Genomic DNA, 12321 nt, shown 5'->3' on the forward strand with positions numbered 1-12321 from the left:
TACACTGAAGATGACATGCAAGTTGTCTTTGTCGACACGCCGGGGATTTTCAAGAGCCATTCCGACCTGGACGAATACATGGACAAGGCCAGCCTGTCTTCTTTAAAGGACGTTGACTTAGTCATGTTCATGGTTGACGCTAAAGAAGCCGGCAAGGGCGAGGAATACGTGGCCGGTCTTTTGAAGGATTTGGATATTCCGGTATTTTTGGTTATCAACAAGATCGACCAGGTTCACCCAAATGATCTTTTGCCAATCATCGACTCCTACCAGGCCGTCGGCAAGTTCGCGGAATTTTTGCCAATTTCCGCCCGGCAGGGCAACGGGGTCGACGACTTGCTCAAGACCTTGAAGGACTACCTGCAAGAAGGACCGCAATACTACGCTTCAGATGAAGTAACCGACCGGCCGGAATACTTCGTGGTGGCTGAGATGATCAGAGAACAGATCCTCCGCTTGACCGACCAGGAAGTTCCCCACTCAACTGCTGTCTGGGTTGACCAGATGAACCAGCGGATCAATGGCAAATTGCAGATTGATGCCACGATTTTTGTGGAAAAAGATGGGCAAAAGCGGATCATTATCGGGCAAAGAGGGTCCATGATTAAGCAGATCGGGATACGGTCAAGAAAAGAAATCGAAAATCTTCTGGGCGAGAAGGTTAACTTGAAGCTCTGGGTCAAGGTACGGCGCGACTGGCGGCAGGACCCGGCCTTCCTCAAGTCCATCGGCTATGACAAGAAGGAACTTTAATGTCCGCTGACCTGCTCGATGTCCACGGCCTGCTTTTTAAAAGGCAGCAGTATAAAGAGGCTGACCTCTTGGCCAAGCTCTGGACCAAGGAACTGGGAATCGTCACCGTAATTGTCAAAGGCGGGATGCGGCCCAAGTCCCAGCTGGCCGCCGCGGTTTTGCCCTTTACGGAAGGGACTTTTGGCATCTTGACCCGCTACAAGGGGATCAGTCAGCTGCGGACCTATAAGAAGATCAGCCAGCACGATGAGCTTTTTACCGACCTGGACAAAAATGCCTATCTTTCCTATCTTTTTGACCTAGCTGACCATGCCTTCAGCGAGTACCAGAAACTGGGGGGCTACTATGACCTTTTGCTAGTGGCCTTTAACCGGATCGTGGCCGGCCAGGACCCGGAAATTATTGCCCAAATTGTCCAGCTGCAGCTCCTGGATGCCTTCGGGGTAGCTCCTCAGCTGGGGGCCTGCGTGATTTGCGGCAAGGAAAAAGGAATTTTTGACTATTCAATCGCCGCCGGCGGGGTGGTCTGTAGCGACCATTTCCGCTCTGTCAGCCGCCTGCACCTGTCGCCAAAGGCTACTGCCTTAATCAGAACCCTGGCCCTTTTACCAATCAGCCGTTTAGGAGAGATCCAGATCGGCGAAGATTTGAAAAAGGAAAGCCGGCGGGCCATCGCCCAGATCTACCAGGCAACAGTGGATTTGCACCTGCTCAGCCTCCGCTTTTTAAATGAGGTCCGAGGCAGCTGATTTTCCTAAAAAAACATGAAAAGAAAAGGGATTTGTGGTAAAATTAGCCTGTATATTGGTAATGATGAGGAAATAAAAAAGTACCGCGGCAGCGAGTATCGGTTGGTGGAAGGATACAGCGGGAAAAGGCCCCTCTAGCCAAGCTAATTAAGAGCAGGAGGCAAATAGGCTTCCTGAATTAGGGTGGAACCGCGAATACTTTTTCGTCCCTATGCAAAAGTAAAATTGCATAGGCTATTTTTATGGCCTTGCATAGGAGGTAACTATGGAACAAAAATTAGATATTCAGACCATGATCTTCAAGCTTGAACAGTTCTGGGCTTCAAAAGGCTGCATGATCATGCCTTCATATGATGAAAACAAGGGTGCTGGGACGATGAGCCCATACACCTTCTTGCGGGCAGTCGGGCCTGAACCTTGGAAGGCCTGCTACGTTGAGCCTTCCCGCCGGCCAGCTGACGGGCGCTACGGAGACAACCCGAACCGGCTCTTCCAGCACCACCAGTTCCAAGTCGTTTTAAAGCCGGCTCCGCTGGAAATCCAGCAATACTACTTGGACTCCTTGAAGGTTCTAGGAATTGAACCTTTGGAACACGACATCCGCTTCGTTGAAGACAACTGGGAAAACCCATCCATGGGCTGTGCCGGTGTTGGCTGGGAAGTATGGCTGGACGGGATGGAAGTTTCCCAATTTACCTACTTCCAAACTGTCGGCGAACTGGACGTCAAGCCAACCATGGGCGAAATCACTTACGGGGTTGAACGGCTGGCTTCCTACATCCAGGACGTTAACTCAGTCTTTGACCTGGAATGGGGCGACGGCGTCCTTTACCGGGACATTTTCAAGGAACCTGAATACGAACACTCCAAGTACGCCTTTGAAGAAAGCGACCAGAAGCAATTGCTGGAATTCTTTGACACTTACGAAAGAATTGCCAAGCGCCTTTTGGGCCAGAACCTGGTTCACCCGGCTTACGACTACATCTTGAAGTGTTCCCACACCTTCAACCTACTGGACGCCCGGGGGACAGTCTCAGTAACTGAACGGGCCGGCTACCTGCACCGAATCCGCAACATGGCTCACGAAGTAGCGGTTAAGTTTGTGGAAGAACGTGAAAAGCGCGGCTTCCCATTGTTGAAGAGTGCACAAGCAAAGGCGGAGGCAAGCAATGACTAAAGACTTTTTATTTGAAATCGGCGTTGAAGAAATGCCAGCCCACGTGGCCAGCAAATCAGTCAAGCAGCTGGCTGACAGAACTGGCAAGTTCTTGAAGGAAAACGGCCTGGGCTTTAAGGAAATCAAGACCTACTCAACTCCCCGCCGCCTGACTGTCCTGGTCAAGGAACTGGATGAAAAGCAGGCTGACGTGGACGAAGTCAAGAAGGGGCCGGCCAAGAAGATCGCCCAGGACGCTGACGGCAACTGGACCAAGGCCGCTGTCGGTTTTGCCCGCGGCCAGGGGATGAGCGCCGACGACATCTACTTTGAAGAACTCAAGGGCGTGGAATATGCCTACGTGCACGTGCAAAAGGCCGGCAAGGAAGCTAAGGAAGTCCTCTTGGGCCTGGATGAAGTAATCAAGGCCATGACCTTCCCGACCAAGATGCGCTGGGACTCCCAAGACTTTGAATTTGTCCGCCCGATCCACTGGCTCGTTGCCCTTTACGGCAGCGAAGTCGTCCCAGTTGAGTTCCTGGACATCACTGCCGGCCGCAAGACTGCCGGTCACCGCTTCCTGGGCGACAGCGTGGTTTTGGCCAACGCTGACGACTACGTGGAGGCTCTGCGGGACCAATACGTCATCGTTGATGCTGACGAACGCAAGGCCATGATCGTTTCCCAGATCAACGACCTGGTAAACAGCCACAACTGGCAAATCAAGCTGGATGCCAGCCTCTTGGAAGAAGTCAACAACCTGGTTGAATACCCGACTGTTTTTGCCGGCTCATTTGACCAAAAGTACCTGGAAATCCCGGACGAAGTCCTGATCACTTCCATGAAGGACAACCAGCGTTACTTTGAAGTCTACGACCAGGAAGGCAAGCTGATCAACTGCTTCATCTCCGTGAGAAACGGGAACAAGGACCACTTGGAAAACGTGATTTCCGGTAATGAAAAGGTCCTGGTTGCCCGCCTGGATGACGCGGTATTCTTCTACGACGAAGACCGCAAGTACCCGCTCAGCCACTTTGTTGACCGGATGGACAGCGTTTCCTTCCACGACAAGATCGGTTCTATGGCAGAAAAGATGACCCGGGTCCGGATCATCGGCGACTACCTGGCCAAGAGATTCGGCCTGTCAGCTGAAGAAGTGGCTGACTTTGACCGGGTAAGCGGCCTGTACAAGTTCGACCTGGTAACCCAAATGGTCGGCGAATTCGCTGAACTGCAAGGGGTTATGGGGATGCACTATGCCCGCCTGGCTGGTGAAAACGAAAACGTTTCTGTCGCCATCAAGGAACACTACATGCCAACCACGGCTGAAGGCGACTTGCCGAAGACCAAGGTCGGCGCCCTCTTGTCAGTTGCTGACAAGCTGGATACCATTATCGCCTTCTTTGGTGCCGGGATGATTCCTTCATCATCAAACGACCCATACGCTTTGCGCCGTTACGCTTACGGGATTGTCCGGATCCTTTTGAACGAAGACTGGTCCCTGCCATTTGACCAGGTTGTTCCAGAAATCGTGGAACTTTTGTCTGGCAAGACTCCGGCCAAGCTGCCGCAAGGGGCGGAAGAAGACAAGCAACTTGCTGACTTCATCCGTGACCGGATCAAGCAGTTCTTGCAAAAGAACAACTACCAATACGACGTTATCGACGCCGTTCTGGCATCAAGCGAACAAGATCCAAGCCAGATCCTGGCCGCTGCCAAGGTTCTGCAGCAGCACCATGACGACAAGGCCTTCAAGCCAGTCGTTGAAAGTCTGACTAGAATCGCCAACATCTTGAAGAAGGCTAAGTTCAGCCAGGCTAGTCCGGTTGACCCAAACTTATTTGAAGACAGAAGCGAACAAGACCTTTATAATGGAGTTGAAGCTTTAGCAAATGTCAAGGACCATGCTGAACTTTACGAAGCCTTCGTTGCCTTGCAAGGGGTAATCGACCGCTACTTCGACGTCAACATGATCATGGCCAAGGATGAAGCAGTCAAGAACAACCGCTTGAGCCAGCTGGCAGCTGTCAATGACCTGGCCAAGCGCTTGGGCGACTTGAGCAAGTTGGTTATCAAGTAAGAAGCAAATTTTTAATAAAGGGTGAGGCAAATTGGCTGGAAGAATTTCGGAAGATTTTATCAATGAAGTTCGGGGCAGCGTAAATATCGTTGACGTGATCAGCCAGTATGTATCACTGGAGAAGAGAGGCAAAGACTATGTTGGTCTTTGCCCTTTTCATCAAGAAAAGACCCCCTCTTTCAGCGTCAACCCGGACAAGCAGTTCTTCTACTGCTTTGGCTGCCATAAAGGCGGCAATGTCTACAAGTTCATCATGGAAAAGGAAGAAGTTACTTTCCCAGAAAGCGTTGAAAGAGTAGCGGAATTCGCCAATATCCCCATGCCCCAGGAATACCAGGAGCAGCCGGTCAAGCTGAATCCTTTGGTGCAGATGCACAAGGAAGCGGCGGACTTTTACCAGCAGGTTCTCATGACTACCAAGATCGGGGAAAGGGGCCTGGAATATGCAAGAAAAAGAGGCTTGGACGACGACCTGCTCAAGCACTTTAAGATCGGCTATGCCCCAGGCAAGTCCGACCTGCTCTTGACCTATTTGCGAGGCGAAGGCTATACGGATGATCAGCTGGCGGAAAGCGGCTTGTTTGTCAAGAGCCAGGACGGCCGCCTCTTTGACCGCTTCAGAGACCGCTTGATGTTCCCGATGAGTGATGAAAGCGGCCACCCGGTAGCCTTTTCCGGCCGGAGAATCAGCGATGACCCGGAAGAACCCAAGTACTTGAACAGTCCGGAAACCAGCATCTTCAACAAGTCCGACCTGCTCTTCCACTTTTCAGAAGCCAAGAAACATGCCAGAAAAGAGGGACACCTGGTCTTGTTTGAAGGACATATGGACGTGATTTCGGCCTATAAGGCCGGGGTCAAGACCGGGATTGCCTCCATGGGGACCAGTTTGACCCAGCAGCAGATCTATATGATCCGCCGGATCACCAAGCAAGTCGTCATCAACTATGACGGCGACGATCCAGGCCAGCACGCAACTGAACGGGCGGTGGGCCTCTTCAAGCAGGCCGGCAACTTTGACCTGGGCATCGTGATCCTGCCTGACAAGCTCGACCCGGACGAATATGTCAAGCAGTACGGATCGGACAGCTACCAGGCCGCGATTAGAGGGGCTATTTCGACCACTGACTTTTTCCTGCAGCGCTTGAAGAAGAAGTATAACTTAAACAATGAGCGCGAGCAGGTGGCCTATTTAAGCGAGGCAGTAGCGGAAATCGCCGCCTTGCCCAACCCGGTTGAACAAGACCTTTATGTAGGCCGCCTGGCCAAGGAAACCGGAGTCTCCCTCGACGCTTTAAAGGTCAACTTGTCCAGGGCCCGCCGCAAGCAGCGCCGGGTGGACCAGCATACCAGCGGCGAAGTCCTGCCCGAGCTGGCCCCCTTGGCTCCAGCCGCGGATCCGCAGCCGGTCACCAGGGCTCTAAAGGCCCAGCAGCGCCTACTTTATGCCTACATCTATTCTGATGAGGCCCGGGACTACTTGACCGTCAACGGTTTTGTTTTTCCAAACCCGGAATACGAGCGCCTGGCCAAACTTTGGCTCAATTACATTGAAACTCATGAAAATGTTTCATTGAGCGGATTTTTGGATTTTATTCCTGAAGAACTTCAGAGTATAATTGTTAGTACTGATATGACCGGGCTGCCAGGGAAAATCACCTTGGAAGAGCTCGAGGCGCAGGTTCGGGTACTCAACCTGTGCAAGATAGATGATGAGATCGACTGCCACATGCAGGCGATTGCAGACGCGCGTCGGCGAAACGACCAAACGGCAATTTTGCTGGAAACACAGGCAATTTTGCAGCTAAGGCAACTGAAGCTGCAGGAAGAGGAGGCAGTTAGTGACAGAAGAAAAGCAAACCAAGGCTAATGATATGTCCCTGGAAAAGACGGTGAAGCTGGTTGTTGAAGAGGTAAAGGCCAGCCACCAAATCACTGAAGCTGCTTTCGAAGACCGCTTGATCAAGCCCTACAAATTAGAGGGCAAGGCCGTCGACCAGCTGGTCCAGGAATTTGAAGACAACGGGATCAGCATTGTTGATGAGGACGGCAAGCCTTCCAAGCTGGCTCTGACCAAGCAGAAAAATGTTGAAAAGGCGGAACTGAACAATATGGACGCCCCGACCGGGATGAAGATGAACGACCCGGTCAGAATGTACTTAAAGGAAATCGGCCGGGTCAACCTTTTGACCAGTGAGGAAGAAGTCGCCCTGGCCAAGCGGATTGAGGCCGGCGATGAAGAGGCCAAGCAGGAACTGGCTGAAGCCAACCTGCGTTTGGTTGTCTCGATTGCCAAGCGCTATGTCGGCCGGGGGATGAACTTCCTGGACTTGATCCAGGAAGGGAACATGGGCCTCATGAAGGCGGTCGACAAGTTTGACTACCGGCTGGGCTACAAGTTCTCCACTTACGCGACCTGGTGGATCCGGCAGGCTATCACCCGGGCAATTGCCGACCAGGCCCGGACGATCAGAATCCCGGTACACATGGTGGAAACCATTAACAAGCTGATCCGGATCCAGCGCCAGCTCCTCCAGGATTTAGGCAGAGACCCGGAACCGGAAGAAATCGGGGCGGAAATGGACTTGCCGGTCAAGAAGGTTAAAGAGATCTTGAAGCTTTGCCAAGAGCCGGTTTCTTTGGAGACCCCAATTGGGGAAGAAGACGACTCCAATTTGGGCGACTTCATCGAAGACAAGGATGCGATGAGTCCCGAACAGCACGCGGCCAATGAGATGCTGAAAGAGCAGCTGGCCGAGGTTCTGGATACCTTGAGTGACCGGGAAGAAGAAGTCCTCCGTTTGCGTTTTGGCTTAGATGATGGCAAGGCCAGGACTTTGGAAGAAGTCGGCCAGCATTTTGAAGTGACCCGGGAACGGATCCGGCAAATTGAGGCCAAGGCCCTCAGAAAGCTCCGCCACCCGAGCCGGAGCAGCCAGTTGCGGGATTTCTTAGATTAATGTGTAGCGTTATGCTGCTGTGATAGAGTGAAGGCAATCAAATGACAGACAAAGCTAAGCAGACAGGAAAGGTAGACCAGGTATCCCTGGCTGAAGCCGTTAAGTTAGTTGTTAAGGATGTCAAGAAGAGCAAGCAAATTTCTGAAAAGGAATTTACCGACCGCTTGCTGAAGCCTTACCAAATCGAAGGCCGGGCGGTCGATCAGCTGGTGCAGGAATTTGAAGACAACGGGATCAGCATTGTCGATGACAAGGGCGAACCGTCCAAATTGGCCCTGGCCAAGCAGAAAAACGTGGAAAAGGCAGAGCTGGAACACTTGTCAGCTCCAGGCAACCGGATGAATGACCCGGTCCGCCAATATTTGAAGCGGATCGGCCGGGTCAGCCTGCTCAGCGGGGATGAAGAAGTCCAGCTGGCCAAGCGGATTGAAGCCGGCGACCAGGAGGCCAAGGATGAACTGACCAGTGCCAACCTGCGTCTGGTGGTTTCCATTGCCAAGCGCTATGTTGGCCGGGGGATGAGCTTTTTGGACCTGATCCAGGAAGGGAACATGGGCCTGATGAAGGCGGTCGACAAGTTTGACTACCAGCTGGGTTTCAAGTTTTCTACTTACGCGACCTGGTGGATCCGACAAGCAATCACCCGCGCGATTGCCGACCAGGCCCGGACGATCAGAATTCCGGTTCATATGGTGGAAACCATTAACAAGCTGATCCGGATTCAGCGACAGCTTCTCCAGGATCTGGGCAGAGACCCGGAGCCAGAAGAAATTGCCGCGGAAATGGACTTGCCGGTCAAGAAGGTCCGGGAGGTCCTTAAGGTGGCCCAGGAGCCAGTTTCCTTGGAGACACCGATTGGGGAAGAGGATGACTCCCACTTAGGCGACTTTATTGAAGACAAGGACGCGACCAGCCCGGAACAGCACGCGGCCAGTGAAATGCTGAAAGACCAGCTGGCGGAAGTGCTTGACACTTTGACTGACAGGGAGGAGAATGTATTGCGTCTGCGTTTTGGTCTGGATGACGGAAATCCCCGGACTTTGGAAGAAGTCGGCCGGGTCTTTGGCGTGACCCGGGAGCGGATCCGGCAGATCGAGGCCAAGGCCTTGCGCAAGCTGCGGCACCCAAGCCGGAGCAACCAGTTGCGTGACTTTTTAGAGTAGTAAATTTTTAGCAGAATAAGAACAGGGCGGATTGAATGGCAAAAGAAAATGCTTCTAACGTAAATGATTTTCCACTGGAAAAAGCAGTTAAAATGGTGATTACCGGTTTAAAGAAGACCAAGCAGATCCGCGAAAAGGACTTGAAGGCCCGGCTCTTGCTGCCGTATGGTCTGAATGATGCCGAAACTGCCAAGCTGGTAGAAGAGTTTGCGGACAATGGGATTAGTATCGTTGACGACCAGGGTGAACCGTCTGCTCTGGCCCTCAAGGCTGAAGAAGAAGCTGAAAAGAAAGAACAAAAAGAACTGGTCGCTTCCAGCGACAATGACCAGGTTTATGACTCGGTCCGGATGTATTTAAAGGAAATCGGCAAGGTCCCGCTTTTGAGCCGGGACGAAGAAGTAGAAGTAGCCAAGCGGATTGAAAACGGCGATGAGTCAGCCAAGGATGAACTGGCCGCCGCCAACCTCCGTTTGGTTGTCTCCATTGCCAAGCGCTATGCCAAGCACAATGGGAAGATGGGGATCCTGGACTTGATCCAGGAAGGCAATATCGGCCTGATGAAGGCAGTTGACAAGTTCGACTACTCCAAGGGCTTTAAGTTTTCAACTTATGCTACCTGGTGGATCCGGCAGGCCATTACCCGGGCCCTGGCTGACCAGGACCGGATGATCAGAATCCCGGTTCACGTAGTGGAAAGCATAAACAAGATGAACCGGATCCAGCGGACTCTGCAGCAGGACCTGGACCGGGAGGCCAAGCCGGAAGAGCTGGCCGCGGAAATGAATGAACCTTTGCAGAAGGTGCAGGAAATTATCACGGTAGCCAAGAACCAGGAAACTGACTCTTTGGACAAGCCGGTTGGCGAAGAAGGGGACTCGCAATTGGGGGACCTTTTGGAAGACAACAAGGCAATCAACCCGGAAGAATACACTGCTTTTGAAATGCTGAAGGACCAACTGTCCAGCATGATGGGTGAGTTCCTGACTGACAGAGAAGCTAAGGTCTTGAAGCTGCGCTTCGGCCTGGAAAACGATGAGCCGCACACTCTGGAAGAAGTTGGCCGCAGTCTGGGCGTTACCCGGGAACGGGTCCGGCAGATTGAAGCTAAGGCTGTCAAGAAGTTGAAGCACCACTCAGACCTGCTCCAGGACTACTTCTCGGCAGAATAGACAGAAGAAACATGTTTCCATCTTGCTCAAAGGCCGAAAGGACTTCAAAGATCTGGTTTACAGCAGCCATTTTAAGTAGAAAAAGAAAATTAGCTAAGCACAAAAAAGCGATCAAGATCATAGCAGATCTTGGTCGCTTTTCGCGTTTTCGTTAAGAGATTAAGTAGCAATAAGAATTAGAGAAGATTAGTCGAGGTCAGTCCCGTTGGATGCAATAACCTTCTTGTACCAGTAGTAGGAGTACTTTGGGGTTCCGCTGAGGTCGCCGACTCCTTGGTCATTCTTGTTGACGTAGATGAAACCGTAGCGCTTGTCCATTTGGCCAGTCCCGGCAGAAACCAGGTCGATTGGCCCCCATGGCAGGTAGCCCATCAGGTCAACGCCGTCGATCGCAACTGCCTTTTCCATTTCGCTAATGTGTTTCTTCAGGTAGTCAACCCGGTATGGGTCATGAATCTTGCCGTCTTCGACCTTGTCGTAGGCCCCCAGGCCGTTTTCAACGATGAAGAGGGGCAGGTGGTAGCGGTCAGTCAAGTGGTTCAAAGCCAGGCGTAGGCCAACCGGGTCAATTTCCCAGCCCCAGTCGCTTCTTTCCAAAGTCGGGTTAACCGCAACCGCCTTTTCCAGGTCGCTCAGTTCATCAGCTGAGACCTTTTCGCTGGAGACAGTAGTTGACTGGTAGTAAGAGAAGGCCACGTAGTCAACGGTCCCTTCTTTAAGGACGACTCTGTCTTCGTCAGTGATGTCTGGCCGGTAGCCGTGCTTTTCAATATAGGCTTCAATTGCCTTCGGGTATTCGCCGAAGACTTGGACGTCTGAGAAGAAGTCCCGGTGCTGTTCGAACTTGTCAGCCAAGAGGGTGTCTTCTGAGCTTGGCGTCAGCGGGCGGACTGGTGAGTAGTTGATCATCAGGTCGATCTTGAGTCAGGGTTGATCTTGTAGCCGATCTTGACTGCCAGGGCGCTGGCCACGAATTCATAGTGGGCAGCCTGGTACATGGCGGCTTCTTTTTCTTCATCAGTCATGCCTTCTTTAAAGAGGATACCAGAGTTGGTAGCCATCAAGAAGTCGTTGTTGAAGGCACTTTGGTTGTCGATTTCGTTGAAGGTCATCCAGTACTTGACCTTGTTCTTGTAGCGTTTGAAGCAGACTTCAGCGAAGCGGACGAAGAAGTCGATGGTCTTGCGGTTGGTGAAGCCGCCGTAGTTCTTGGCCAGGTTGAATGGCATTCCAAAGTGGCTCAAGGTGATGACTGGTTCAATGCCGTACTTGTGCATTTCGTCAAAAAGGTCATCGTAGAACTTCAAGCCTGCTTCATTAGGTTCAGCGTCGTCAACATTAGGGAAGATTCTGGTCCAGGCAATGGAGGTTCTGAAAGACTTGAAGCCCATCCCGGCCAGGAGTTTGATGTCTTCTTTATGGTGGTGGTAGAAATCGATGGCTGAGTGGTTCGGGTAGTTATTCCCCGGCAATACGCCGTCGGTGATTTCCTGCGGCTTAGTGGCTGAACCGACGGTCATGACGTAGGCGGCAACGGACACGCCCTTGCCGCCTACGTCCCAGGCACCTTCAAATTGGTGGGCAGAAACCGCGCCGCCCCATAAAAATCATTCAGGCATTTTTGCAGAATACATTGAGCAAAACCTCCATTTTCATTTGTGTATGTTTTTAACAGTTTTCATCACTCAACGATATATTTGCATATTTTCATCACTTGCAAGTAATCGTTTCGAAGAATGGTTATAGTTGGAATTTATAGGCATTGCAAGAGTGAAAGGGCAGATAATTGGTATTTTTTAGAAAAAAGCATAGAACTGAAACTTGTAGAAATAAGAAAATAAGCTTAGCACAGCAATAATAGCGCAAGTGTTTCAGAAAAAATGGTTTTTATTAGGAAGAAAGTCCTGTTTTCTGAAATTAAAAGATATGTCTTTTAGAATAATTTTAAAAAGTTCAACTCCGTAAAAAGTCCGGTATACCGCCGCCTATTGGTGTTTTCTTCAAGACTGTAAGAAAAAATGTAATGAAAGTGGTATACACTGTAAGCGTAAACAAGCAACACAAGAAAAGTCTAGGAGGAAATAATTATGGCTACCAAAATCATTATGTTGAACTGCGCGGCTGGGATGAGCACCAGCTTGCTCGTTAAGAAGATGCAAGAGCTGACAAGGCAAGGACTACGAAATAAATTAAAAATGGCTGAATTAAATGCTAATTTCCCAGGATTTTACAACTCAATGTCTAAAAAGCCTACTATTACGGCCTTTTTCGAAGTTTAAGATAATATT

The 12321-nt window shown here is 51.2% G+C and carries 9 protein-coding genes and 1 pseudogene; 9 read left to right on the forward strand and 1 reads right to left on the reverse strand.

Annotation, left to right across the window (positions count from 1 at the left end; genetic code table 11):
• The 8 genes from era to FD23_RS01925 all read left to right on the forward strand — a co-directional run.
• The coding region (gene era, locus FD23_RS01890) for a GTPase Era (RefSeq protein WP_236743860.1) at positions 1 to 753 on the forward strand (753 nt) is incomplete at its 5' end.
• On the forward strand, positions 753 to 1502 hold the full coding sequence (gene recO, locus FD23_RS01895) for a DNA repair protein RecO (protein WP_025895332.1): 750 nt from the start codon (positions 753 to 755) through the stop codon (positions 1500 to 1502). The genes era and recO, both read left to right, overlap by 1 nt.
• A 265-nt stretch (positions 1503 to 1767) precedes the next feature.
• Positions 1768 to 2679 (forward strand): glycine--tRNA ligase subunit alpha, encoded by a 912-nt coding sequence (gene glyQ / locus FD23_RS01900; protein ID WP_052933684.1) that lies wholly within the window; start codon positions 1768 to 1770, stop codon positions 2677 to 2679.
• Positions 2672 to 4738 carry a glycine--tRNA ligase subunit beta gene (gene glyS / locus FD23_RS01905; RefSeq protein ID WP_052933683.1) on the forward strand — a complete coding sequence of 689 codons (2067 nt, stop codon included), beginning with the start codon at positions 2672 to 2674 and terminating at the stop codon, positions 4736 to 4738. Before glyQ ends, glyS begins: the two co-directional genes overlap by 8 nt.
• 31 nt (positions 4739 to 4769) lie before the next feature.
• Entirely contained in the window at positions 4770 to 6608 is a 1839-nt protein-coding gene (dnaG, locus tag FD23_RS01910) for a DNA primase (protein ID WP_052933682.1), read from the forward strand.
• Positions 6580 to 7698 carry an RNA polymerase sigma factor RpoD gene (gene rpoD, locus FD23_RS01915; protein ID WP_025895330.1) on the forward strand — a complete coding sequence of 373 codons (1119 nt, stop codon included), beginning with the start codon at positions 6580 to 6582 and terminating at the stop codon, positions 7696 to 7698. The genes dnaG and rpoD (FD23_RS01915) overlap by 29 nt, the downstream gene beginning before the upstream one ends.
• A gap of 41 nt (positions 7699 to 7739) precedes the next feature.
• Positions 7740 to 8861, forward strand: a complete 1122-nt coding sequence (gene rpoD, locus FD23_RS01920) for an RNA polymerase sigma factor RpoD (protein ID WP_052933681.1) — start codon at positions 7740 to 7742, stop codon at positions 8859 to 8861.
• A 35-nt stretch (positions 8862 to 8896) separates the two neighbouring features.
• The gene (locus tag FD23_RS01925; RefSeq protein ID WP_025895328.1) at positions 8897 to 10033 is read left to right on the forward strand and encodes a sigma-70 family RNA polymerase sigma factor; all 1137 of its coding nucleotides are present in this window, start codon (positions 8897 to 8899) and stop codon (positions 10031 to 10033) included.
• 186 nt (positions 10034 to 10219) lie between these two features.
• On the opposite strand, the pseudogene FD23_RS01930 reads toward FD23_RS01925, so the two are convergent.
• A pseudogene (locus tag FD23_RS01930) lies at positions 10220 to 11667 on the reverse strand (6-phospho-beta-glucosidase).
• Between the two features lie 453 nt (positions 11668 to 12120).
• Here FD23_RS01930 and FD23_RS11020 point away from each other — a divergent pair.
• On the forward strand, positions 12121 to 12312 hold the full coding sequence (locus tag FD23_RS11020; RefSeq protein ID WP_025895326.1) for a hypothetical protein: 192 nt from the start codon (positions 12121 to 12123) through the stop codon (positions 12310 to 12312).
• The last annotated feature ends 9 nt before the right edge of the window (positions 12313 to 12321 follow it).

The organism is Lactobacillus delbrueckii subsp. delbrueckii DSM 20074 = JCM 1012, from assembly GCF_001433875.1.
GTDB classification, from domain to species: domain Bacteria; phylum Bacillota; class Bacilli; order Lactobacillales; family Lactobacillaceae; genus Lactobacillus; species Lactobacillus delbrueckii.

Bases quoted from the DNA above. Each gene is read 5' to 3' on its own strand.
- FD23_RS01925 (WP_025895328.1), top strand. From the start codon at position 8,897: ATGGCAAAAGAAAATGCTTCTAACGTAAATGATTTTCCACTGGAAAAA.
- FD23_RS11020 (WP_025895326.1), top strand. From the start codon at position 12,121: ATGGCTACCAAAATCATTATGTTGAACTGCGCGGCTGGGATGAGCACC.
- rpoD (WP_052933681.1), top strand. From the start codon at position 7,740: ATGACAGACAAAGCTAAGCAGACAGGAAAGGTAGACCAGGTATCCCTG.
- glyQ (WP_052933684.1), top strand. From the start codon at position 1,768: ATGGAACAAAAATTAGATATTCAGACCATGATCTTCAAGCTTGAACAG.
- recO (WP_025895332.1), top strand. From the start codon at position 753: ATGTCCGCTGACCTGCTCGATGTCCACGGCCTGCTTTTTAAAAGGCAG.
- glyS (WP_052933683.1), top strand. From the start codon at position 2,672: ATGACTAAAGACTTTTTATTTGAAATCGGCGTTGAAGAAATGCCAGCC.